The sequence below is a fragment of the Fulvivirga sedimenti genome, from assembly GCF_020328055.1.
This window is the reverse complement of the sequence record NZ_JAIXNE010000002.1, coordinates 245,819-271,398: the sequence shown is the minus strand read 5'-3', so window position 1 is coordinate 271,398 and position 25,580 is coordinate 245,819. Positions and strand designations below refer to the sequence as shown.

Annotated in this window: 22 protein-coding genes; 3 read left to right on the top strand and 19 right to left on the bottom strand. The window is 45.7% G+C overall.

What is annotated here, in order from left to right; translation table 11 throughout:
* Positions 1-12: 12 nt before the first annotated feature.
* The gene (locus tag LDX50_RS07535) at positions 13-441 is read left to right on the top strand and encodes a DUF1801 domain-containing protein (protein ID WP_225697828.1); all 429 of its coding nucleotides are present in this window, start codon (positions 13-15) and stop codon (positions 439-441) included.
* Between the two features lie 127 nt (positions 442-568).
* Here the strand turns inward: LDX50_RS07535 and LDX50_RS07530 are convergent, their stop codons facing one another.
* The 8 genes from LDX50_RS07530 to LDX50_RS07495 all read right to left on the bottom strand — a co-directional run bounded on the left by LDX50_RS07530 (position 569) and on the right by LDX50_RS07495 (position 10,388).
* Entirely contained in the window at positions 569-1,870 is a 1,302-nt protein-coding gene (locus LDX50_RS07530) for a TolC family protein (protein ID WP_225697827.1), read from the bottom strand.
* On the bottom strand, positions 1,863-4,940 hold the full coding sequence (locus tag LDX50_RS07525) for an efflux RND transporter permease subunit (RefSeq protein ID WP_225697826.1): 3,078 nt from the start codon (positions 4,938-4,940) through the stop codon (positions 1,863-1,865). Before LDX50_RS07525 ends, LDX50_RS07530 begins: the two co-directional genes overlap by 8 nt.
* On the bottom strand, positions 4,937-5,986 hold the full coding sequence (locus tag LDX50_RS07520) for an efflux RND transporter periplasmic adaptor subunit (protein WP_225697825.1): 1,050 nt from the start codon (positions 5,984-5,986) through the stop codon (positions 4,937-4,939). Before LDX50_RS07520 ends, LDX50_RS07525 begins: the two co-directional genes overlap by 4 nt.
* Positions 5,987-6,094: 108 nt before the next feature.
* Positions 6,095-7,006 (bottom strand): DUF5996 family protein, encoded by a 912-nt coding sequence (locus tag LDX50_RS07515; RefSeq protein ID WP_225697824.1) that lies wholly within the window; start codon positions 7,004-7,006, stop codon positions 6,095-6,097.
* Between the two features lies 1 nt (position 7,007).
* Positions 7,008-7,286: a UBP-type zinc finger domain-containing protein gene (locus LDX50_RS07510; protein WP_225697823.1), complete on the bottom strand. Its 279-nt coding sequence runs from the start codon at positions 7,284-7,286 to the stop codon at positions 7,008-7,010.
* 18 nt (positions 7,287-7,304) lie between these two features.
* The gene (locus tag LDX50_RS07505; protein WP_225697822.1) at positions 7,305-7,526 is read right to left on the bottom strand and encodes a heavy-metal-associated domain-containing protein; all 222 of its coding nucleotides are present in this window, start codon (positions 7,524-7,526) and stop codon (positions 7,305-7,307) included.
* Complete coding sequence (locus tag LDX50_RS07500; protein ID WP_225697821.1) at positions 7,527-9,740, bottom strand: heavy metal translocating P-type ATPase; 2,214 nt, start codon at positions 9,738-9,740, stop codon at positions 7,527-7,529.
* A 75-nt stretch (positions 9,741-9,815) separates the two neighbouring features.
* Positions 9,816-10,388 (bottom strand): helix-turn-helix domain-containing protein, encoded by a 573-nt coding sequence (locus LDX50_RS07495; RefSeq protein ID WP_225697820.1) that lies wholly within the window; start codon positions 10,386-10,388, stop codon positions 9,816-9,818.
* 236 nt (positions 10,389-10,624) lie between these two features.
* Here LDX50_RS07495 and LDX50_RS07490 point away from each other — a divergent pair, with 236 nt between their 5' ends.
* On the top strand, positions 10,625-11,626 hold the full coding sequence (locus LDX50_RS07490; protein WP_225697819.1) for a bestrophin family protein: 1,002 nt from the start codon (positions 10,625-10,627) through the stop codon (positions 11,624-11,626).
* Here the strand turns inward: LDX50_RS07490 and LDX50_RS07485 are convergent.
* Positions 11,623-13,548, bottom strand: a complete 1,926-nt coding sequence (locus tag LDX50_RS07485; RefSeq protein WP_225697818.1) for a S9 family peptidase — start codon at positions 13,546-13,548, stop codon at positions 11,623-11,625. The genes LDX50_RS07490 and LDX50_RS07485 overlap by 4 nt on opposite strands.
* Positions 13,549-13,728: 180 nt before the next feature.
* On the opposite strand from LDX50_RS07485, the gene LDX50_RS07480 reads away from it, so the two are divergent.
* A complete protein-coding gene (locus tag LDX50_RS07480) occupies positions 13,729-14,343 on the top strand; it encodes an HdeD family acid-resistance protein (protein ID WP_225697817.1) in 615 nt (204 codons plus the stop codon).
* Positions 14,344-14,389: 46 nt separating this feature from the next.
* On the opposite strand, the gene LDX50_RS07475 is transcribed toward LDX50_RS07480, so the two are convergent.
* The 10 genes from LDX50_RS07475 to LDX50_RS07430 all read right to left on the bottom strand — a co-directional run bounded on the left by LDX50_RS07475 (position 14,390) and on the right by LDX50_RS07430 (position 25,558).
* Entirely contained in the window at positions 14,390-15,481 is a 1,092-nt protein-coding gene (locus LDX50_RS07475) for a hypothetical protein (protein WP_225697816.1), read from the bottom strand.
* 3 nt (positions 15,482-15,484) lie between these two features.
* Complete coding sequence (locus LDX50_RS07470; protein ID WP_225697815.1) at positions 15,485-15,958, bottom strand: Spy/CpxP family protein refolding chaperone; 474 nt, start codon at positions 15,956-15,958, stop codon at positions 15,485-15,487.
* A gap of 18 nt (positions 15,959-15,976) precedes the next feature.
* Positions 15,977-16,423: a hypothetical protein gene (locus tag LDX50_RS07465; RefSeq protein WP_225697814.1), complete on the bottom strand. Its 447-nt coding sequence runs from the start codon at positions 16,421-16,423 to the stop codon at positions 15,977-15,979.
* 27 nt (positions 16,424-16,450) lie between these two features.
* Positions 16,451-16,969: an RNA polymerase sigma factor gene (locus LDX50_RS07460; RefSeq protein WP_225697813.1), complete on the bottom strand. Its 519-nt coding sequence runs from the start codon at positions 16,967-16,969 to the stop codon at positions 16,451-16,453.
* Between the two features lie 79 nt (positions 16,970-17,048).
* Positions 17,049-17,912, bottom strand: coding sequence for a hypothetical protein (locus tag LDX50_RS07455; RefSeq protein WP_225697812.1), 864 nt, complete (start codon positions 17,910-17,912; stop codon positions 17,049-17,051).
* Positions 17,913-17,981: 69 nt separating this feature from the next.
* Positions 17,982-19,094 carry an efflux RND transporter periplasmic adaptor subunit gene (locus LDX50_RS07450; RefSeq protein WP_225697811.1) on the bottom strand — a complete coding sequence of 371 codons (1,113 nt, stop codon included), beginning with the start codon at positions 19,092-19,094 and terminating at the stop codon, positions 17,982-17,984.
* Entirely contained in the window at positions 19,091-20,311 is a 1,221-nt protein-coding gene (locus tag LDX50_RS07445) for a TolC family protein (protein ID WP_225697810.1), read from the bottom strand. Before LDX50_RS07445 ends, LDX50_RS07450 begins: the two co-directional genes overlap by 4 nt.
* Positions 20,304-23,432, bottom strand: coding sequence for an efflux RND transporter permease subunit (locus tag LDX50_RS07440; RefSeq protein ID WP_225697809.1), 3,129 nt, complete (start codon positions 23,430-23,432; stop codon positions 20,304-20,306). The genes LDX50_RS07445 and LDX50_RS07440 overlap by 8 nt, the downstream gene beginning before the upstream one ends.
* Before the next feature lie 69 nt (positions 23,433-23,501).
* The gene (locus LDX50_RS07435) at positions 23,502-24,887 is read right to left on the bottom strand and encodes a sensor histidine kinase (protein ID WP_225697808.1); all 1,386 of its coding nucleotides are present in this window, start codon (positions 24,885-24,887) and stop codon (positions 23,502-23,504) included.
* A 5-nt stretch (positions 24,888-24,892) separates the two neighbouring features.
* Complete coding sequence (locus LDX50_RS07430; RefSeq protein ID WP_225697807.1) at positions 24,893-25,558, bottom strand: response regulator transcription factor; 666 nt, start codon at positions 25,556-25,558, stop codon at positions 24,893-24,895.
* Between the last annotated feature and the right edge of the window lie 22 nt (positions 25,559-25,580).

The window sequence follows — 25,580 nt, the reverse complement described above, 5'->3', positions numbered from 1 at the left end:
CTTTGTGATATCATGGAACAGTTGGAAATTAATACGAGCCCGGAGGTAGAGCGAATTTTTGACAGCTATCCTGACCACATCCGAAAAAAGATGGGCATTCTGAGAGAACTGGTATTCCAGGCAGCTCGCGAAACAGAAGGAATTGCAAGGCTTGAAGAAACGCTGAAATGGGGGGAGCCTTCCTATCTTACCAAACATGGTTCTACCATTCGGATGGACTGGAAGCCCAGATCTCCGGATCAGTATGCGATCTACTTTAAATGCACGAGCAGGCTGGTGGAAACTTTTAAAACAGTTTTCGGGAATACCTTCAGATATGAAGGGAGCAGGGCAATCGTTTTTGCTTTGAACGATCAGATTCCGGTGAGGGAATTGAAATCATGCATTAAGGCAGCTTTAACCTACCATAAGGTAAAACATCTCGATACCCTTGGGATGTGATATTCGCAGTTAAGTATCCGGAAAGTACTGGGTGCCGGGATGTCCCACATCACTTCTGTGGTGAACCGGGGTTATATCTGGACGCTGATGTTGGAATTTTAGGCGGTTTGCTCTCCGCTCAGAATAGTTACATGAAGTAATTGGCAACGCGGCCCATAAGGCGAAGTAAATTTATCTCTACTGCCTTCAAGGTAAAGAGGGCCTGTTCGCGGTTGTTACGCACGTTGATGAGTGTAAGCTGTACGACCCGGAAATCAACCCCGTTGATGGCCCCTTCATTCAGCTGGGCCCTTGCGACATCAAGTGCCCTGCCGGCAGAGATGACATTTTCATCGGCTATGGCCAACCTTTGGATCAAAGCCTGATAAATGATCATTTGCTGATAGATTTCCGCGCGAATATTCAGTTCTGCCGCCTCGCGGTTGAGTCCGGCCACATTACGCTGCATTTGCGCATTGCGAATCTCACGATTAATATTCCCGCCGTTATAGAGGTTCATCCGGATGCGGACTCCCACCTGGGGCCCATAGCTCCGGTTGGATTCCACGAATCCAATTTCACTTGTAGACCGGTTATAGGTATAATTTCCGAACAGATTTACCGTGGGGTATCGGTCGGATTGTGCAATGCGGATATCAGATTCTGCAATGAGTTCATTCAAGCGGGAAATTTCCAGATTCTGATTGTTCTCCATAGCAAGTGCTTCCATTTGTTCGCGCGATGGAAGATTCATCTCGAGCGGTATATCGTTGGTGTGCTGTAATGAATCATCAAGGTTCCGGTTTGATATCCGGTTGAGTTCTACTTCCAGCTGACGGATAAGTCCCTTCTGCTGGATGATCAGGCTGCTGTCGCTCCTGTAATCAACGAGGGCCTGGTTGTAATCAAGAGCGGTTCCTGCGCCCACTTGCTTTCTTGCATTTTCCAGTCTGAACCGGTATCGGGATACCTCGAGGGAGGACTCGAGGATATCAAGAACACGGTATTCCTTTACGATCTGATAATAGACGGCCGTCAGGTCTGCCACGGTTTGATCGATGAAAAAGCGAACGTTTGAACGCCCGATAGATTCGAGATATCCAAACCTGTCCTGATTGGCAAACATTCGAAAGCCATCGAACAGTGTCCAGTTGAGGCTTATATCTCCGTTAAGACCGGTATTTCGTGCGCCGGCTCCTTCTCGTGTTGATCCGTCGAAGAAATTCTGAACCGTATTATTTTCACTAATCTGGTATTGGCCACCGGCATCAATCACCGGAAGAAAGCCCGCATTGCCAGGAGTATTGTTGTTGGCGGCAATATCCGATTCAACACGTACGATCCGGATATCGTAATTAGCTTCAAGTGTTTCCTGAATAAAAAATTCAAGCGGTTGTGCGCCGGCTGAAATTGACAGGCAAAACAGGATCAGGAGAAGGAATCTATGCATTTGTCTTTTCCTCTAAATTTCTCGGTGCAGAACTGGCCAGGAACGAGTAAACCGCCGGGATAATATACAATGTGAGTAATAATGAAAAGAGCAGTCCGCCAATGATCGCAATTCCCATAGGTATACGGCTGGTCGATGATTCTCCCAATGCAAGTGCAATGGGCAATACACCCAATACCGTAGAAAGACTGGTCATCAGGATCGGCCTGAAACGCTGCTCCGCGGCCTCAATGGCAGCGTAGTATCGGCTCATGCCGGCATCGCGTTTCTGATTGGCAAATTCAACGATGAGTATACCATTCTTTGTTACAATACCGATAAGTACGATCATACCGATCTGACTGAAAATGTTCAGGGTATGTCCGAAGAAATACAGCGACAACATTGCACCGGCCAGCGCCAGGGGCACGGTGAACATAATGGTTAACGGGTCGCGGAAACTTTCGAACTGACCGGCAAGCGTGAGATATACGAGCGTGAGGGCAAAAACAAATACCAGCACGATATCGGCAGAGCTTTCCTGGAAATCAGATGAACTTCCTGCCAGTTCGGTACTGAACGCTTCACCCAGTACTTCATCTGCCAGGGATTCCATTTCTTCAATTCCATCGGCAATAGAGTATCCAGCAGCTGGCGAGGCTGATACCGTCGCAGATGAATATCGATTATACCTTAAAAGGCTGGGAGGGCGGCTGACTAATTCCATTTGCACCAGGTTATCGAGAGAAATCATGTCGCCCATATTATTCCGGACACTCATATTACGAAGGTCCATAGGCTCATTTCTGTTCATCATCTCCGCCTCGGCAATCACATAGTATTGCTTGCCATCTTTTACAAAATAACCGATCCGCTGTTCTGAGAGGTATGTCTGCAATGTCTGTGAAATATCCGCCACACTGATGCCCATTCCCAGGGCCTTATCACGGTTGATCTCAATCTTATATTCCGGCTTGTTAAACTTAAGGTCCATTGTAACAACCTCAAAGACAGGGCTTTGTCGGGCTCTTTCCAGGAATGTGGGTATTTTATCCCGCAGTTGTTCGAAATCCGGCGCCTGAAGAACAACTTGTACAGGCAGACTTCCTCCGGCACCACGGCTTGCGCTGATCGTGGGCTCCTGAATGACGAATGACTGGGCAAAGTTGTAATTTCTAAGCCGGGCATTAACGTCGGCCACAATTTCCATTTGTGAACGTTCACGATCCTCCGGAGGGGTGAGAGCAACGCGCACAAAAGATGTATTGGCAGAAGTTGAACTTCCGTAGGACGGAGCCGTTAATCCCAACAGATTTTCCCGCTCCGGCAAAGAATCCAGTAATTGCATGAGCTGTATCTGGTAGGCATCCATCGCGTCATATGATGTCCCTTCGGGTGCGGTGGATACAACTCTGAAACGCGCTTTATCTTCCAGTGGCGCAAGTTCCGAAGGAATGAACTGGGCAAGGAAGTAAATTCCACCAGCCAGAACCGCCACAACCGGGAATGCAATCCAGCGGTTTTTCATAAACCTTTTGAGTGTGTAGCCGTAACGCCGGCTTAGCTGTTTTACGAAATTCCCCAGCGCCTGTTGAATTTTGAGCTTCTGCTTGCTTTTCTTAAGCATTTTTGAGCTCATCATCGGGGTAAGCGACAGGGTTATGAAAGTGGAGATTACAATGCATCCCACGACCACCATAGCAAATTCACGGAAAAGCCGCCCCGTAAGTCCGCCCAGGAAAAAAATGGGCAGAAATACACACACCAAGGAAATCGAAGTGGCAATTACTGCGAAGAATACCTCGCGTGAACCTTCCATAGCTGCCTTTACGGGATTCATCCCATCTTCAATCTTAGAGTAAATGTTTTCCATTACCACGATCGCATCATCCACAACCAAACCCGTTGCGAGTACCAGTCCGAGTAACGTCAATATATTGATGGAAAAGCCCACTGCATACAATACAGCCATACTTCCGATCAGTGAAATTGGGATCAGTATAACGGGAATGAGTGTTGTGCGCCAGTTTCGGAGGAAAAAGAAGATCACCAGTACAACCAGTCCGAAAGCAAGAAATATCGTTTCACGAACTTCTTTCAATGCCTTACGAATAGGGGTGGTGGTATCCCAGGATACATCCAGCTGGATGTCCGCAGGCAAATCCTTCTTAATTTGCTCGATACGGCGAAATGCCTCATCAACAATTTCAATATAGTTAGATCCGGGTTGTGTCTGGAGAACCACGCCTAACATCGGGATCACGCCGTTCCCTCGCAGAACCGAACGCAATGAGGCAGGTTCGAGCTTTGCTTCACCCACATCCTTTAGGCGGATTAACGTATAACCCCTGTCGGAGATAACCATATTATTAAAGTCTTCCGGGGTATTCAGCCGGCCAACGGTGCGAACAGAGAGTTCTGTTTCACTTCCTTCGAGTCGGCCACTCGGAAGCTCAATGTTTTGCTGGTTCACCGCATTCCGTACGTCAAGTGGTGTTACGCGCAGGGCACGCATTTTTACCGGATCCAGTTTGATGCGCATTGCATACTCCTTATCCCCCCAGATCCCTACGGAAGAAACACCGTTGATGGTCTCCAATCGTTCTTTGAACAGTTTATCTGCAATACGTGTAAGCTCCAGCAGGTCGCGCCGGTCGCTTTGTATGGATACACCGAAGATATATTGTGAATCGGCATCTGACTTGCTTACGATAGGTGGTTCCGTATCGGGCGGGAGACTGCGAACCGCTTGTGAAACTTTATCGCGCACATCATTGGCAGCATTATTCAGATCGATATCGGTAAGAAACTCAACAGTTATTGTACTCCGTCCGTCAGTGCTCACGGAACTTAAGTTTTTAATTCCTGGAACCTGATTGATGGATTCCTCCAGTGGTTCAGTAATCTGATTTTCAATGATTTCAGCATTCGCACCCACATATGTGGTTGATACCGTAACTACGGGTGGGTCCACGCTGGGATATTCACGAACACCCAGGGAGAAATATCCTACGGTACCCAGCAGGACGATGACAATGGCGAATACCGTCGCCAACACAGGCCTGTTAACACTTAATTCTGATAGGGTCATGGCGCTAATGTATTTGTACCTTTAACCAGCGAAACGGGTAAACCGTCCTTCACCTGCAATAAACCGGTCGTGATGACCGTATCTCCGGGCGAAATGCCCGAAACTATCTGGACCATGTCCGAATTCCGGCCAGCCAGTTCAACTTCCCTCCGAATGGCTGTTCCATTCCTGGCTATATACACTGTTTGTACATTTATTTCCGGCACCACTACCTGTGTAGGCACCAGCAGAGCACTTTCCGATACCTGGGTTGGTAAAATCACAGTTGCAAAAACTCCGGGCCGTAGTGATCCTTTGTCCTGGTTCGAGATACGTGCTCTCGCTCGCAGTGTTCTTGATTCGGGATTAATGATCGGATCAATGGCATATATGGAGGCAGGGAACGTATCGGTATCAGCGATAACACTCAGGTCCATATTCAAACTCACTTCATCCTGGTAACGTTCCGGCAGGTTGAATTCAACCTTGAGTGACTGAACATCGGCGAGTGTGGTAATTTCGTCACCCTGGCCCATGTATGAGCCCACACTGAAATCACGCAATCCCACCTGTCCGCTAAAAGGGGCTGAAACATTAGCAAGTTGAATATTCACCCGCAGTTCTTCCATCTGTGCTTCTATTGAGGCCATTTCTGCGACAATTACATCGACCTCCTGCTGTGTAGCTCCTTCAACTTTCAGCAGAATACGCTTTCTTTCAAGGTCACTTTTTAACCGATTCAGTTCTGCCGCCAGTCCGCTGATTTGCGCTTTCCATGCCCTGTCGTCCAGCTGAATAATCGACTGGCCTTTCTGTACATAGCTGCCTTCCCTGAAATTAATAGCCAGAACTGTTCCGGAAACAGGAGCACGCAGCATAACCGCCTCAGAAGGAATGATTTCCGCCGTGGTTGAAACGGTGCTTTGAAAGTAAGTGGGCCGGGCTATAAAATATTCTACAGCCAATCCGCCCGATGACCCCTGTGATCGGGAAACTGTAGGTTTTTCTTTACTGCAACCGCTGAAGATCAGGGCACAGCACAGACCGAGAAATGGCAAATATTTCATAAAATCCTCATCGCTTTATGTAAAGATGAACAAATTACCAGCGCTTTTGTATGTGATTTTTCTGATATTCCGCCCCTTTTATGTAAACGGTAAAAAGGAGGTGTGGATTTATGCCGGAGGGGTATATTCAAGCTGTTTTACGGGCCATCCGGCAAGTTTGGCTCCCGCCCGATACGTCGATCTCAGAAAGTCAAGCAATATGGCATCTGTATTCTCATACCGAATCAGATCGTCGTACATCAGAACCGCCATAGGTGAGCCTGACGACATATCCCAGGCGGCCTCAGCGGGTGAAACAGGCTCCTTTTCTAAGCCGTCGGGTGAAGGGTAGGTATAACTGTAGAAAGCAGCGCCCCGCACCTGCTCATCTCCCGCCCAGAATCCAGCGCTGATCACTTCATGTGAATAGGCATCCCTGTCAGAAATGCGTGCAGTTTCAGGCATGGCTGGTGCCTCGTTGCCATTAAATCGTGCAACGGCGAGATCCATATGGTGCCAGTAGAGCTGCACAGGAGACACTTTACCCGAAAATTCGCCGGAAAACTTCTCAAATACATAGGCGATATGCCGTAGTACTTCCCAGTAGCGCTGTATATATTTCTTATCGTAGTGATGATGGGTGGTGCAAACATCAAATGGCTCCTTGCATGGATGATCAAACGGTACACCCACAATTGTTGGGTTGATATTTAATGAATGGAGTGAAGCAAACAGCTTATCATGGAAAAACGCCACTGACAATCCATCATGAAGAGCGAATGCCACTGTCCCGTTTGTGCTGGTGGTAATTCTTAGCTGATGATTTACAAGGTCAAAAAGAATCGTAAAATAACCTTCTGAATAGGGGACGGGTCCAGTCGTTAATCCCCGGTCGGTGAACTTGAAGGTCATATGCCACCAGTGATTCTTCCGCACATTCATGTCAAGCATGATCTTACCGACGATCTGAAGATACAAATGAAGGGTTATTTTGCTGTCTTCCCAGGCTTCAAGTGGTAATGGCGGATAGGTAAAATTCATATCAGAATGCGTTCATGTTATAATACTTATCGACATAGCAGTAAGACCAGTGTTCATTAGGTTCCGCGGAAATGATTACTTCGTGACCTGTACTATCAAAATGTTTTCGGGCGTGCTGATTCACTGATGAGTCACAGCACAGGGTTTGCCCGCAAACCTGGCATTTACGCAGGTGTACCCACTCGTCTCCTGATGGAAGGCATTCCTCGCAATAATCCTTATCAGGAGGGATAACCTTCAAATCTTTAAGATGACCACATAATACTGTTTTCAGAGGCATTCTTAAAAGATACGAACATTACGAACGTTCTGCTACTTTTTCGATTGAATATCCCGCCCTTACTACGGCATCGATAATTTCACCAGGCCGGTCCTCATCAGCGACAACAGTTAAAACGGTGTTGGGTGGATTCAGATCTGCCTGCCAGTGGTCGACAAAATCCAGTTCATTCAGAAATGGGGTGACCGTCATGATGCAATGCTGGCAGGTCATATTGGTTTTGAATTTATAGGTATACATTCAGATCTTACTTTTTTTAAGTCTTAAACTATTCAGTACAACAGAAACAGAGCTAAAGGCCATCGCGGCTCCCGCAATCATCGGGTTCAGTAAAATCCCAAAGAAGGGGTACAGTAAACCTGCTGCCACAGGAATGGCAATTATATTATAGAAAAATGCCCAGAAAAGATTCTGGTGGATCGTTTTAATACTGGATTTGGATAAACGTATCGCCGAAACAACATTCCCAATTCCCTGACCTACGATGGTGATGGAAGCACTTTTGATTGCCACATCTGTGCCTGTACCCATCGCTATCCCAATATCAGCTCTGGCGAGCGCGGGTGCATCATTAATGCCGTCACCAACCATGGCCACAATGTTTCCTTCCTTTTGCAGCCCTGCTATATACTGTTCCTTGTCAGCAGGCAGAACCCCTGCACGTACATGGGTGATGCCACTTGCTTCAGCCATGTGCCGCGCAGCCATCTGATTGTCACCGGTGAGGAGATGAACCTCCAGCCCCATCCTGTGTAATTCATCGATATGTTTCCGGGTGTCAGGCCGCAACTGGTCCATTAATGAGATAACCCCCATTACCTCGGTTTCATTCGCCAGGTAAACGATCGTTGCACCTTTTTCGCCGTCGCTGATTACCTCGTTCATCCAGACATCTTTCGTAGATAAACCGACAGAATCCATGAGGGCAGCATTGCCCGTATAGTAGGTATCATTATTAAATGAACACTTTAATCCTTTTCCGGTAACAGATTGAAAATCAGTAATATTAATTTCATTATAATCATTGAAGTGCTCGATGATCGCTTTTGACAGTGGATGTTCGGAATGTGTCTCCATGGTCTTCCACACCGCTGCGCTGGAGGCATGATCTGTGCCGGGTTTAAAAGCCAGATTTTGCACGGAAATTTCACCGGTAGTAATGGTTCCTGTTTTATCAAGGACGACTGTATCAAGTTTGCCCGCAATTTCGAGAACAGAAGCATCACGGATCAGAATTCCATTCATTGCACCCTTGCCGATTCCTACCATAATGGCCGTAGGCGTTGCAAGACCGAGGGCGCACGGACAAGCGATGATCAAAACAGTAATGAGTATGATGATTCCATGCGTAATCCCGGGTTCGGGTCCGAATACCCACCAGGTAATACCTGCCAGTATTGCCAGGACGATAACCACCGGCACAAAAACCGCTGCGATCTTATCGACCATTTTTTGAACGGGGGGCTTGGTTGATTGGGCTTCTTCAACGAGTTTAATGATTCCTGAAAGCATGGTCTCGCCGGCGATCCCGGTGGTGAAAATGCGTAAATGACCGTTTTGATTAATGGTTCCCGCATATACTTCATCACCCTTTTCCTTCGCAACAGGCACAGGTTCTCCCGTGATCATACTTTCATCAACAAAGGAAGAACCCTTCCTCACCTTTCCATCGACGGGTATTCTTTCTCCCGGTTTTATGATAACAAGGTCCCCAACCATGCCTTCTGTTATGGCAATCCGCATTTCTTCACCATTCCGGATTACAGTCATCTCATTTGGCTGAAGACCCATTAAAGCCCGGATAGCTTCTGTGGTTCCTTTCTTAGCCCGTTCCTCCAGGTATCGCCCCAGAAGGATCAGGGTAATAATGATTACTGCAGATTCATAATAGACATGAACGGGCAGACCACGGTCTGCCAGGAAGGAAGGGAAAAAAGTATTGAATGCACTAAACAGGAATGCGATGCCTGTACTCAACGCTACCAGGGTATCCATGTTGGTAGAGCCGTGCCGCAAGCGGTTCAAGGCATTGACAAAGAATTCGCTGCCGCTGTATATCATTACCGGGAGTGACAGCAGTAACAGCAGGAAGTGCGAGCCCTGAAATACGTTTGGAAAAAACATGGAAAGAATAAAAACAGGTACTGAAAATAGCACAGCCACGATGAGTTTTCTTCTCAGGGTGATCATCCTCGACTTTTCCAGTGTTTCCAGCTCCTGCTTTCGCGCATTGTCTTTCCCTGTGATTATATGATATCCAATCTCCCGGGCCTTGTCATCCAGTATTTGCGGGTTTACCTGGTCGGCATCGTATTCGATTCGAAGTGATTTGCCCGCATAGTTGACCGAAACGTTCAGCACACCCTTCACATGACTGAGGTAGGACTCAAGACTTGTGGCACAGGATGCACAGGTCATCCCGTCAATAGCAAATTGTTCTTTCGTAGCCTTCATGATTACTATGTAAAAGTACGAAGAATGGCTGAGGACGGTCTTTCAGAATACTGATAATAGTTTACGAAATTTTGTCTAAATCTCGTCGAGCGAGGACCGGGGCGGATTTTGCAGCGCCTTGAAATCTGACGGCGTCATTCCGGTTTCCTTCTTGAACTGGGAGGAAAGATGCGACACGCTGCTATACTCGAGTTGGTCTGCAATTTCGGTAAGGGTTAGTTCCTCATAGGTAAGTAGTTCCTTCACTTTTTCAACTTTCAGCCGTATGATGTAACGTTCAATGGTGATACCTTCAACTGAGGAGAAGAGACGGCTCAGGTAGCTGTATTCGTGGTTAAATAAATCCGACAGGAATGAGCTGAAATTAATGTGAATGGGAGTATGCGATGAATGGATTTGTTTTAGTAACGCATTCTTGATGGCCGTTACCAACTTGGCATTTTTATCCTCCAGTAACTCAAAACCTTCATTCTTTAATGAAACAGCCAATTTTTCGTATTCGCCTTCCTGAAGCGGCCGATCGATGATCACCTTTCCGAGGTCAATCTGTTTCACCGGGATATCCAGATTCAAAAATGTCGATTTAACCGCTTGAATGCAGCGGGGGCAGACCATATTTTTAATTACCAATTCTGTTCCTTCGATCATAAGGTAAAGGTACGCATTAGAATTTACTCGGCATTCGGCCAGGTTCTGAATTCGCCAAAGATTCTGAATCACAAGGAATGTCCGTTTACTGCCTGGTTTTTGCGCAATGAATCATGTGCCGTATTCAATTTTAGTTGGCCATCAGAGGATCGTTTCAGGATTTTCAGTATCTTTTGAATACTTCAGGTATTGAGGCGATTCCTGATTTTTGTAACCATTGAACTAAAAACAACGAATTGCAAACCCGCAGAAATTACTCCATTACCCAAACGATATTGTGGTCATCAAAATACCTGGTGATCATGTTTATTTATTCCAGCGTCGTTGTTGCCCTCTATGAATTATTGGGTAAAGACTGGCTGAAGATTCCCTGGTTACCGATGTCGGTGATTGGTGTCGCTGTTGCATTCTTCCTGGGATTTAAAAACAACGCTTCATACGACCGACTGTGGGAAGCCCGAAAGATCTGGGGTGCGATCGTAAATACGAGCCGTTCCTGGGCAATTTCAGTGCGTGACCTTATTACCGACACCTTTACAGACGTGGATCAGGAAGAACTGGATCGTATTCATAAGGAGTTGGTGTATCGGCATATTGCATGGCTTACTGCTCTCCGGCATCAGCTTCGTGAAAGGAGACGATGGGAGCACAGGAATAAAGCGAAGGAGGAAGCCTATTTCAAGGGAGTTGTTCCTGAATACAGGATTTCCCTGGAGGATGATCTTGGCAGTCTGATTCCATCAAAGGAAAGGGAATCCATTATCAAAAGTGCCAACGCTGCAACCCAGCTCATTTCAAGACAGAGTGAGCGTCTGAAAGTTCTCAGAAAAGAAGGGCTTATCGACGAGTTCCGCCATATGAAGTTGCAGGACCTGTTAATAGATCTTTATACTCAGCAGGGTAAGAGTGAGCGGATCAAAAATTATCCCTTTCCCCGGCAATATGCCACCTACAATACCATCGCGGTCTGGATTTTTGCGTTTCTGCTTCCACTTGGAATGATCGATACCTTTCACGATGTCAATGTATGGCTGGCCATTCCTTTCAGTTCTTTGATCGGTTGGCTTTACTTTACAATGGAAATGATTGGTGATTACAGTGAGAATCCGTTTGAGGGCAGCTATAATGATATTCCTATAACTGCCCTCAGCCGGACTATTGAAATTGATTTACGGGAGATTCTTGGAGAGGAAGATCTTCCCGAACCGATCAAACCGGTGCATGATTTTCTCTATTAGGGGGTTGTTTCTCCGGTGCCCTTAAGGTAGGTGTCCAGGAATTCCAGTACCTTTTGCGAGGCTTCAATATTATTCTCCTTCTTCAGGAATCCGTGTCCTTCATCATCGAAGATTACATATTCTACCGGAACACCATTCGCCCGCGCCGCTTCAACAATCTCGTCCGATTCCACCTGTAGCACGCGAGGGTCATTTGATCCTTGTAATACGATAAAGGGTTTCGTTATATTTTCTGTATGGAAAAGCGGAGACTTGTTGTAGAGCATAACAGAATCAGCTACCGGGTCACCCATTTCCGTGTAGAGCGCTTCTTTGAAGGAAGTCCACCATGGTGGAATGCTTTTAAGTGTTCTTAGCCAGTTCGTAACACCGAAATAATTTACGCCTACTTCGAATTCCTCAGGAGCAAACGCAAGGGCAGCCATTACCATGTAGCCCCCGTAACTTCCACCAAGAATTCCAATCTTGTCGGCATTAATGTAATCGAGCTGAGCCAGAAACTTCTTCGATTCAACACAGTCCTGAAGGTCATCCTGACCATGTTTACGGTCATCTGCCTTAAAGAATGATTTGCCATAACCGGAACTACCCCGGTTATTCACTGCGAGAACCGCATAACCGTGATTCACCAGGTATTGCAAACTCGCCGAATAATTTAATCGGGTTTGTCCCCCCGGACCTCCATGTATCCAAAGGAGGGCAGGAACCTTATTTTCAGCGCTGGCTGTTTTAGGCTTGTAGAGCAGCGCGGGAATTTCCATTCCATCAAATGATTTGTACCGGATCACCTCCCCGGACACCAGGTTGTCAGGATTGATTTCCTGATTCATGGTATCGGTTAATTTTTTTAATTCCCCGGTTTCGAAATTATACAGGTACAGATTATTGGGTGATTTCGAGTTACTCGCGTAAAAAGTCATGTATTTTTCGCTTTCAGAAATATTTACCGATGTTAAATCACCTTCCGGAAGGTCGGGAAGTTCAACCAGTTTGCCGGTTTTGGTATTCAATATTTCCATTTTGGTACGCGCATCTTCGTTGATCGCCGTTACACGATAGGTGCCGCCATGTGACAGGTATGAATACCAGATATCCCAGTCTGCTTTTTGAATGACCGATGTGCTGCCGTCCTTGAGATTATACGATTTCAGATACATGAATTCGTTATCCTCGTCTGTCAGGTATATCAATTCAGACCCGTCTGAACTGAAGTACTGTGGCTGATATTGAACATCACCTTCATGTTCTGATAATAGCCGGGTTTCACCAGATTCCGTATCCAGGAGATACATGTTGCTGTTGTTTGTGGTAATGGTTTCCACCAGGGCTATATAACGCCCGTCGTCGGAAATGGACGATGGGTCGAGACCTTTAACATTTTCATAGATGATACTCGACTGGGAAACATTGTCTTCGCCAATCTCATCAACATTCACCTGGTACATGTCAAAAAAACGCGGATCCCGCTTATTGGAGACCAGGTAGAATTTCTGACGGTCATGGCTCCAACCACCGAACATCGATTTGGCCGTGCTGTCAGGAGTAAGTGTAAGGGTGGATCCATCCGGTTCGCGGATGAATACCTGTGTAAGCTCATTGCCTCCCTGATCACTTGAATAAATGATCCGGTCATCCTCCGGGAAATAACTCTGTCCGAAAATTGCATTGTCTTCTGAAGAGGTCACCTGGGTAATCTCTCCCGTTTCGATGGAAATTTCGTACGCGTTGAATACACCGGATTTATTGCTGTTGATTAATATTTTTGATTCGTCCGGTGAAAACGAACTTCCGTTGATCGACTCTACATCCATGAATTGCTCGATGGTATACAACGGAATGTCTGCTGCTTTTTCGGAATTCTCCGTTTTGCTGCAGGAGAATAGCAGTCCGAATAACAGAAAGAAATAAATGTGTGATTTCATATGAATGGATTGTTGGTTAAGTAGGTTGATAAGTTAATCAATTTGTATCAGATCATGCACTGTGCCGTATTTGAAAGTTGCCGACCGGGGATTGTTCCATATGATAAATCGCTACAATCGTAAGTTTCATTAGAGTATTTAAAGCGCTATATTATCTGCAAATCAATACTCAACCTAACTATGAAATCTCTATTTACACTTAACTGGTGGGTTTGGCTGCTGCGCGGACTCTTGTTTGTGGTTTTCGGAATCATCGCATTTGTAAGTCCGGTAGTTACCGCTGCAACCCTGGCAATTTGGTTTGCCGCCTTCCTTTTCATTGATGGGGTCTTTGCCCTGATTCACACTTTCCGGCACTGGAAAGATAATGACGACAAGTGGCTGATGTTTGCCGAGGCGGCTATCAGCATTGTACTGGGTATCCTGTTGATTCGAAATCCCAGTATTACCTTATTATATGTATCGCTGATGCTTGCTTTCTGGTTTATTTATTCGGGTGTCGTTAAGATCGGTCTGGCGATCCAGGTTCGAAAGGAAATAAAGGGGGAGGGCTGGCTCATTGCCGGAGGTGCAGTTTCAGTTATTTTGGGAATTGTGTTACTCGCCCGTCCTGATATGGCCATTGCAGGACTCATCGGTCTGTTGGCATTTTTTGCCATTGTCATGGGGATTCTGATGATCGTGATTTCATTCAAGATCAGGAAAGGAAGCAAATGGATTGAAAATAAAGTGGATCATGCGCGTGAAAAGATTGAAGACGCGCGTGAAGCATTTGAACAGAGGGGCCAGGGTTAAGACTTTAATTCAGGTTTGAAAGGGGCTGGCGTCTGCCGGCCCTTTTTTATTTGGCGGGCCAAAGGATCGTATACATTAGAGAAATACTCACATAGTCATTTTTTGGATATTCATAGGTCTCGCCGGGCAGGGCCTGTGGGAAATTATACGTGTAGTTAATGAAGAGATTCCAGTTTTTCTCACTAATTGATATGGCTGTATTCAGCGCGAAGTTCATAATGCCATAGGAATTGTCGGTTGTGATCAGGTTTGACTCATAATCATCGTAAATGTTTTGTATGTCATTGTTTGTGAAGCCTTTTTCCCGTAGAAACTGGTAGGCTCTCAGATCATAACCCTGGTATATAAAATAGCTCAACCGCAAAAATTCACGGTCGCTGAGGGGAGGATAGGAGCCTTCCTGCAATACCTTGTACAGGTCCTGCAGCGGAGTTTCCGACTGGCGATAATAAATTACGTCAGAATTGCCCCACTGAACGGTTGCCCCGGGAATAATGCTGACCCGATCAATAAATCCAACATTTTTCCAGCTGATTCGCCCGTTGAATATACCCACTAACCGGTTGGCTTTCTCCCTGCCATAGAGATAGCGGTAGTCAAGCCCTGCCTCCCAGTTTTTTCGCTGATAAAATACCGATGCACGCGCGGCTTTATCAAACAGGAATTCAATTTCTTTATCGTAGAGCATGAAATCGTGGCCGATACTAAGGGTCCAGTAATTGCTGAAATTATGCCAGTACCCCAGACCAATATTTGTCAGATAGTAGGTCGGGTTATATTCGCTGTTCCAGTATCCTGAAAAATCCGCGAACATTCCTGAAGGGTGAAAGTAGGAGAGACCGGTGTTGAATCCATGCTGATCAATTCCCAGATCCCTGCCGGCCGTAAGTACATTGCTCATATAACCGGCACGCATTCCAAGACTGTGATATTGGATATCCATCAGACGCATGAGGCTGTCAGCCTTTTCCAGTAAGCCAATCGGCAGATCTGCTTCTTCAAAAAGCACATCCAGTTCGTCGTACAGTGAATCCAGGGCAGACCGGTCCTGTGACATAGCCCAGAGGGGTATGAATACAAGAAGAACGCCTGTAAAAAAGGCGTTCCTCAGGGGGAATCGGTTTATTGTATTGTTCAACAATTATTGATTATCAATCTGATCCTTTCGGTTTTGCAGTCTCTGCTGCATTTCACGTCGTTTTTCCAAACGCTCAAGGAGCATCCGTCGGAAGTCATCCTCTGCCTTTCGGAGTGCCAGCAACTGTCGGCTTGTAATGATTTTTGTTAGCCGTTCGGAATAGGTCTTCTCCATTCCGAGTTGCTGTTCCTTCATTTTCATCCCGAGTTCAAGAAGTCGCTGACTTTCTTCCTCTGTCAGGTCCTGCCGGCGAACATTTCCGCGTGCCTGTTGATATTCCTGGCGGAGACCATTCATCTTTTCCTGATATTCCCGATAGATCGGCCAGAATTTTTCGGCCTGATCTGGTGTCAGTTCAAGGCGTTCAGTGATCAGCGCTATTCGGGCGCTTTCAATTTTTTGCCGTGCTGCTTCGTCCTGCGCTACCAATCCGGTAGTGAAAAAAACAGCAAGTATAAGAGTGAATAAATATTTCATTTTCGTGCATTATTAAGTTTATAACTTATTGCTATCTAAGTCATAAAGACTATATTCTTCAAGCAATACATCAATTTCTTCGATCGTTAATTCAAGCGGATTCACCGTTTGCAGACTATCTGCCTCTGAAAGAGTAAATGAGGCAGCGTCCATGATTTCGTCGGCAGTAAGATCACTGAAGGCCAGGTAATCCACAATTGCATCGTCAGGGATGTCGGCCAGGATTTCTTCTGCGGTTGGGGCGGCATCCTGGTTGGTATTCAGGATAAAGAAAATCGCCAAAATTGAAATGGAAGCTGCCACGGCGTATTTAATCCATGTATTTATTTTGATCACCTTAGGGTTCGCTTCCTTCTTCTGCTCTTCCTCCACCCGGGCCATAATCCTGTCCTCGAGACTATTGAAATAGCCTTCAGGAACATTGAATGGCTGTTTTTTGTCAATATCGTTTAAGTCTTTTTTCATATCCTGCTTATTAGATGCTTTTCCCGGTTAATGGTTTAATCCCGCCTTTAAAGAATTTTCAATTTTTTTCACGGCATGATGATAACTGGCCTTCAGACCCCCCACGGAACCACCCATGATATTAGCCATTTCCTCATATGGAACTTCATCATAATATTTCATTATAAATACTGCCTTCTGCTTCTCAGGCAGTAATGCAATGGCCTTCTGCAGCTGAAACTGCACTTCATCTGCATCCAGTGATAATTCTGATTTCAATTTACGTTCGATCATGTTATCCTCTTCGTCAATTGGAATGAGTTGTTGCCGTTTCTTTTTACGAAGAAATTGCAGGGCTTCATTCACCGCGATCCGGTAGATCCATGTAAACAATTGAGATTCGCCATTAAAACTGTCGCGTTTTTGCCAAACCTTGACAAATACCTCCTGTACAAGATCATCCGTATCATCATGGTCAATGACCATTTTACGGATCACGTGGTACACACGTTCCTGGTGTGCACGAACGATCTCTCGAAAATTCTCGGTGGATATCGCGTTATACAAAAGTCTTAATTCTGGCCTAACATAAAAAATGGGTGCCGGTTAACTCCCGGCACCTCAAAAAACGCTCTCTGATAGATACTTATTCTTCGGTAATGGTAAACTCTCTTCCGTTGATTATAACGGTGATTGTATTATCGCAGATATCATCACCATAAAGAATAGTTCGTATACGTTCCTTGCTGAAGTTCTCATTTTTTCGGATCATTTCTATGATTCCGGCAGTCCGAAGGAACCCTCCCTGGGCTCTGCAAGCGAAACGGGCAATTACGGGTTCGGTGATCGTGTGGGTAAAGCGAACGCCGCGTGTTGATGTTCCCTCATATCCACCTGTAATCCGGATCACATTGGTTAAAGGATCCCCGTCACCCTCGCCTTCAATCCATTCTCTGAGTGTGCTGCCGTTTACAGTTACTGAATTTCCGTCAGGATAGGTTACTGTATACCCTACGAGTGCACGTGTTGCAGTAAGAAATCCTTCTTCACTGCGGTTAAAATTCCTTAGTTCAATTGTTCCGGAGATCTGACGATTGTTCACAACATAATTATCGAATGAGATTACCCTGTTGGCCATTTGATCATTGAACTCCCCTCCATAGGAAATAATGATTTTCCCACTGCGTGTCCGTCCGAAAGGTCCGATGCATTCCTCACCAAAATCTATGATGACCTGCTGGTTCTCTGCATCGCGGGTTACCACAGCACATTCAGGCAGGTGGTGATTTGACGTTTTCCCTCCGGAAATACTTGCTTCGGTAACGAGTTCAACCATTTCCAGGTCTTCGTCGGCTAACGTGTTGGTGAAACTTGCTTCTGAAACGATTTCCAGATCTTCTGCGCTGGTATCGGCCTGCACGGCATCTTCGTCGTTGTTACACGCAGTGAAGTAAGTTGCCGTAAGTAAGATGGCTATCAGGCGAAATGTGTGATTAACTGACTTTTTCATAATTTCTTTGTTTGATTTGGGTCTTTGATGCAGCCCGCAAACAAAGGTTTAATGAAAGCCTGAAAAAAATTATATGGTACCCGTCAGAACCCAGAGGTTTGGTTCCAGTTCAGACAGGATCTCAGTGTGAGAGTCGGTTTCCTTTCCAATCCGTATTTCCATCCTCCGGAATGTTTTGGGCCATTTTTCGTCGTCAGAAGCCAGTATATATGCCTGGTCACCTGATCTGCGAATGGCTTGTGCAGGCAATGATGGTTTGATCTCTTCGGAGATTAGTATGTCTGCCTCGATATACATGCCGGGTGTTAATTTTTCCTCATCAGATTCATTATTCAGGTGGGCATGTACCAGTGCAATCCTGTTATCCCCGCTAATATTTTTGCCTACCAGGTAAACGGAAGCATGGTAGGTAGTCGTATCACCCGCAGAGGGAAGCCTCATGCGGATTGGCTGTCCGATACTGATATTAGTAAGGTCCTTTTCAAATACCTGCAGTTCCAGGTGAATGTGATCTGAATTCACAATGCTGACCGCTGGTTGAGCAGGGGGCAGGTATTGGCCGATTACTGCCTGTACTTCGGTGATATGACCGGAAATGGGTGACCGAAGATGAACGACGGGTGTGAATTTTCCGCTGGTTACATCAGAGACGGAGATACCCAGCATGGTTAGTTTCTGCCGGAGAGCTTCCAGCCGGGCACGTGCATTTAAGTATTCTGATTCTGCTTTCAGGAAAGATTTTTTAGAAGTGATATTTTCATCCATGAGCGTCTTTTGTCTTTCATAATCATCTGATAGATAGGTCATTTGATCAAGTGTGCTCAAGTATTCTTGTTGCATTTCCAGGTATTCCGGGTTTTCAAGGGACATCAGAATCTCTCCCTTTTTAATTGTTTGCCCCGGGATTAATTCCAGCCTTTTTACATAACCGCCGTAGAAGGCGCTAACCGACGCACGGCCTTCCGGTGGAACATCGATATAGCCATTAACGCGAACGTAATTCCCAAAATTGAAATTATCAGGCTGTACTATTTTAAGGTTACGTGCGGCAAGTTGTTCTTCATTGAATGAGAGATCCTGAGTTGCCGGAATTATTCCCGCTGGTTCGCTCTTCGCCGGCTCCCCGTTTTGAGGTCCGCAAGATGCCAGGATTAGTATAAATAATAACGTTCCGTATTTCATGGTTTGTTAGTAAGGTATTGTAATTCAACAGCCGTCAGGTTATAATTCAGCAGGCTTTCAAGGTAGGTCATCTCAATGCGAACTGCATTGTCAATGCTTTGAATAAACTGAAAATAATCAATCTCGCCTTCCTGAAAGCTTCTTTCCGAGGCTCTGATTATCTCTCTTGACAGCGTTTGTCCGTTGTTTTCGTAGTAATCCAGTGATTCCTGGATCTGGGCCAGTTTATTTTGAAGTATTTTCTGCTGTGATTCCAGTCCGATCAAATAATTTTCTTTCTGTCGTGAATAAATGTTCTGCTGGATTCTTCCTGCACGGATCTGGCCCTTCTGCGTGCCGTAGAGCAATGGAACTGCGATACCTACTTCAAAGCCCTGATAAACCTTTGACTCCGGCTGATTATTCGTTCCCTGAAAATAGGATAGCTGCAAGTCGGGAAGAAGCTGATTCCGGGCGGTACGGGTTTGCCAGTCGGCCATTTCCTCATATGCATTCCAAATCTCGACTCCGGGATGAATCGAAAATTCAGCGGATTGGGGTGGTACTGTTTTCCTGAAACTGTCATCGGGGATACCGATAAGGCTGTCGGATTGGATACGGGTCTGAAGTTCGAGCCGGGCCGAGGCCAGTTCCTGACGGTTCTTGTTCATCATCAGTTCAACTTCTTTCATCTTCGCTTCTGCCGTAATCCGTTCCAGGTAATTGCTCTCGCCTGTTTCAAATCTTCTGCGGGCAGCTGTTGAGAAATTACGGTAGAGGCTGTCGAGGTAGACAAAACGTTTCTGGAGTTCGGAATAATATCCCAGTTGATGAAAAGCCCTGGAAACCTGTTTCTTCAGTTCGAATTCGCGCAATGTATATTCATGCCGGGTTAAGGAAACGTTTGCCATTAGTGCCTGCTTACTGGCATTATATACCGTTGGGAATGCAAAGGATTGCCGAACACCCCATACGCGTACCGGGAAACCATTCTCGGCGATGTTATTTTCATCGTAATGGTAGAACAGGCCTGTTTTATCCCAGTTGTACCCCTGGCGAACCAGTTCTTCCTGCCGGTCGACTTCAAGAGCACCGGCCCGAAGACTGGCATTATTCTGTATAGCAAGGTCAATGATTTCGGGCAGATCGAGGATGACGCTGTCCTGTTGCGCGGCAAGGGGTGCAGATACGGAAATTATCAATATCAGGATAAAGGTACAAGAGATCTGTTTATTCATGGGTATCCTGAGGTTTATGAAAATAGGAGTAAAGAATTGGAAGAACAACAAGCGTAAGCATGGTTGCGGAGATCAATCCACCGATTACTACAGTCGCTAGCGGACGTTGCACCTCGGCGCCGGCAGACCCTGAAACAGCCATCGGCAGAAATCCAAGTGCAGCAGCCGATGCTGTAAGCAATACAGGCCGTAAGCGCTCCCTGGTTCCCTTGATGATTCGTTTCCGCAGATCACTGTGGCCGTCATCCTTAAGTTTTTTAAAATGCTCAATAAGAACAATACCATTCAAAACTGCTATACCAAACAAAGCAATGAACCCGATACCTGCGCTGATACTAAAGGGCATGCCACGTATCCAGAGCAAAAGAACTCCACCAACAGCAGAAAGGGGTATGGCGCTGTAAACCATTAAGGCATCTCGCAGGGAATTGAAGGCAAGGTATAACAGGATAAAAATCAAGAGCAGGGCAACGGGAACAGCAATCATTAAACGTGCGCGCGCTGAACGCAGGTTCTCAAACTGTCCCCCGTAAGTGACAGAATATCCTACGGGTAATTGAACATTCGCATCTATGATACCGCTCACTTCCTCCACGACAGATTCCAGGTCCCTGTTTCGTACATTTACGCCGACTACAATCCGTCGCCGTGTGTTGTCCCTGGAAATTTTGGCCGGACCTGTCGCATAATCAATGGTGGCAAGCTCGCGTAAAGGTATTTGTCCGCCCGAAGGAAGCGGAACATATAAATTCCGCAGGTTATCAATATCCTTCCGGAAGGTTTGCTGAAAGCGGATCACCAGGTCGAATTGTTTTTCTCCCTCATAAACGCTTCCGGCCGTTAATCCCGCAAAACTTAGGGCAACCATTTGATTCAGGTCAGAAATATTCAATCCATACTGCGCGATCTTTGTTCGGTAATACCGGACGGTCATTTGCGGAAGGCCTACGACCTTTTCCGTTGTGATATCCGAAGCTCCTTCTACATTCTCTATCAGGCTTTCAACTTTTTGGGCCAGTTCATTCAGCACATCCATTTCCTCACCGAATATTTTAATGGCCAGATCGGCCCTAACCCCGGTTATAAGCTCATTGAAACGCATTTCGATGGGTTGGGTGAACTCATAATCGATTCCTGGCAAAGCCGATAAGGCCTCCTTAAATGATTCGGCAAGCCCATCTTTGGTATCGGCCGTTACCCAATTCTCTTTCGGAAGCAGTGTAATGATAACATCACATTCTTCCATTGACATCGGATCGGTGGGAACCTCAGCGGCTCCGATTCGGGTGACAACCTGATCCACTTCGGGGAATTGCCGGAGAATATTTTCAATGTCGGTCATAATCTCCACCGTCCGTTCCAGGGACGTGCCTGTTTTCAGTACGGGCTGGATCACAAAATCCCCTTCATCCAGTGTAGGTACAAATTCACCGCCCATGGTAGAGAAGATGAAGCCGGTAGCAACCAATGCTGCTGAAGCAGCTGCCAGTACCAGTTTCCGGTTTTTAAGTGAAAAAGTAATCACAGGCTCATACTGCCGTTGTATCCAGTGGATAAGTCGCCTTGAAATATTTTTATCTGTTTGTTTGCCGGGTCGGATGAACAACGACGACATGACCGGTACATACGTAAAACAGAGCAACATGGTGCCAATAAGCGCAAAACTGAAGGTAAGGGCCATCGGGCGGAACATTTTGCCCTCAACACCCGAAAGCGAAAGGATGGGAATAAAAACAATTATAATGATCAGCTGACCGAAAATCGCAGAATTCATCAGTCGTGAAGTGGCATTATACGTCACATCATCCATCGCGACGCGACGGTCGGCCTTATTTAAACCAGTAAGCTGATCAGAATTCTGGGCAATTCGAAATGCAATATATTCCACAATAATGACGGCCCCATCGATGATAATTCCGAAGTCAATGGCTCCAAGGCTCATCAGGTTTGCATCCACGCCAAAAATGAACATCATTCCCAGTGCGAATAACAGGCTTAACGGAATAATGGAGGCTACGATCAAACCTGATCTGAGATTACCCAGCAGGAGGACCACTACAAAAATTACAATCAAACAACCGAGTACCAGGTTTTCGATGATCGTATGGGTGGTTTTTTCTATCAGGACACTGCGTTCCAGGAATGGATTGATAAAAATCCCCGGAGGAAGATTATCCTGAATTTCAGCAACCCGCTCCTTAACACGCCCGATAACCGCTTTTGAGTTGGCATCTTTCAGCATCATAACCTGACCAAGAACTTTTTCACCCTCTCCATTGCCGGTAATGGCCCCAAAGCGAATAGCATTGCCATAACCTACCTCTGCGATATCATGGATATATACAGGATTACCAGCGCGCATGGTAACGACGATGTTGTTGATGTCATTCAGAGATTCTATCTGGCCTTCGCCACGGATAAAATAACTTTCTCCGCCCTTTTCAATATACCCGCCACCAGCGACGCTGTTGTTCTTTTGAAGCACACTAAATACTTCCAGCAAGCTGATATTCATCGACCTGAGCCGTTCCGGATTTATGGCCACCTCATATTGCTTCAGGTAACCTCCCCAGGTATTGATCTCAACCACGCCGGGTATTCCGGACAATTGCCGCTTTACGATCCAGTCCTGTATTGTTCGCAGGTCGGTAATGGAATACTGATCCTTGTATTCAGGTTCAACGTCCAGCACGTATTGATAAATTTCTCCCAGACCCGTTGTTACAGGTCCCATTTCAGGCGTTCCGAAACCACTGGGAATTATGGATTCTGCATTCTTAAGCTTTTCTGCGATTAACTGGCGCGGCAGATATGTATCCATATCATCATCGAATACAACTGTAACGACCGACAAACCAAATTTTGAAATAGAACGAATTTCCTTTACACCGGGCAAATTGGCCATTTCAAGTTCGACAGGGTAGGTTACGTATTTTTCAATGTCCTCCGTTGAAAGGCTTCTTGAAGTTGTAATTACCTGAACCTGGTTATTGGTCACATCCGGCACCGCACCAATTGGAATATTGTATATGGCGTAAAGTCCAAATCCCAAAATACCCGATATCATTAAAAATATCAGAAGTTTGTTTTTAAGACTGAAGCGTATTATTGAGTCGAGCATGTGGCGTAATTAGATCATAAAATTATAATATGAGCGTTGTCAATGGCCTTATTAATGCTTAAAGCTTTCTTAATTTTCACTTTCATTAAATATTAGTGTAAAGGAAATTGCATCAGCGCTGTCAAATTTTGGCTCAATTTCGATTTGCAAAACATCACAGACCTTTTTGGTAATCGATAATCCCAGTCCTTGTCCCGGACGGTGTTTTTTCTGGTGGGTAATGTTCCCGCGAAAAAAGGGTTGGAAGATATGTTCGCGATCCTCCATGGCAATTGAATTTCCTGAATTCCTGATACAGATGAAGGGTAGATCGTTCTTCCTTCCAATCACTATACTGATCTCCTCACCGGTTTCGGAATATTTTACGGCATTGGAAATCAGATTGTCCATGGCAATCTGAAGCAATGTGGGATCGGAAGTGACCGTGACCTGATCAGGGTCTGAAATTCTGATGGAGAGATTTGAGTTTTCAATTTCTGTTCTGAAGTGGAGGATACTTTCATCAACAATCTCATTCAATAGCACCGGATGCTTCTTAACCGATGTTGTCATGTTGTCAAACCGGGCCAGCAGGAGGAGCTGTTCCACCATGACGGACATGCGATCAACTTCATTGATCATTTCCGATATTTTTACCTGATATTCTTCGCTCGTCCGTGGTTTTCGGACCAATACTTCCAATGTTCCTTTCATAACAGAGAGAGGTGTTCGCAACTCATGAGAAGCATCCGAAGTAAATTGTTTTTCCCGGATCACAGCGCCTTCAATCCGGTCCAGGAGATCATTGATCGAATTGGTTAATGTATAAATCTCGTCGCGTGACTTTGGCAGTGGAATGCGCTCGTTTAGCTTTTTACGTGTAATCCGGTCTGCGGTACTTGTAATAGTCTGCACAGGCTCAATGCTTTTTCCAGCCAGCATGCGCGTGCTGAAAAACAGAAAAAGGAGAATAAGCGGGTAGGAGGTGAGTAAGATCCTTTTCAGACTGGATAAAACAAGCTGTGCATCTTCCAGTGGGATGGCCGCGATCAGATAGCCGGTTTCATTTCCGTCCTTTTCCAAAGGAATATACACCTGTCGGATGGGTTTGCCCTGAAGACTTGCACTGTGATGCTCATATGCTGGAATTTCCGTTCGAAGTGTTAATGAATCAGTTTTAAGATTGGGTGACTTATCGGTTATTGATTTCGTATCATCCAGTAATTGAATAAATACAGGATTAACCTGTACTTCGCGGTGTTCCCGTTCTTCCCATTCTGCTTTATTGATGAAGACTACCTGGTTATCTACGTACATCACCTCTTTCTCGTGTTTCCGGGCTTCGTATTCCAGGTCATTATCCAGGTGCTCATATACATTAATTCGAACTATCATGTAAACCATCGCGAAGACAAGTGCCATTATTAACGCGGTGGCGAGTAAGAAATTAAATGCAATCCTGTTTCTGTATGACATACCTCCTAATCCTCGATAATATAGCCCAATCCACGGACGGTTTTAATAAAGTCCCCGGAAACATCCAGTCCGAGTTTCTTTCTCAACGAGTTGATGTAGACATCGATCACACCCGTGTCGTATTCAAAATGAATGTCCCAAACGTCTCTGATGATATCCTTGCGCGAACATAATTTGTTTTTATTCTTCAAAAGGTATTCCAGCAGGGCGAATTCCTTCTGCGTGAGACTCACGGGCTTTCCATCATGATCTACTGAATGCTTTACCGTATCCAGGGTAAGGCTACCATGTTTGTATGCTTCCCCAGTTCGCTGGATGGGTCGCAATTGAACGCGTATTCGTTCCAGTAGTTCTTCAAAATGGAACGGCTTCTTGATATAATCATTTGCCCCTGATTTTAGTCCTGCAACGGTATCCTCCAGGGTATCCCGCGCAGTTACAAATATGATCGGGACGTTCTTGTCACGTTTTCGTATTTCTTTGCACAGATCCAGACCGGATAGTTTTGGAAGCATCCAATCGATGAGCATTATGTCATAGTTGGCAGACCGGCTCATTTTCAATCCGTCCTCACCGTCCCCTGCAAGATCCACGCTAAAATCCTCTTCCTCAAGTCCCTCCTTAAGAAATGACGCTATACCCGGTTCATCTTCCACAATGAGAATTCTCATATTCCAAAATACGCATGAAATA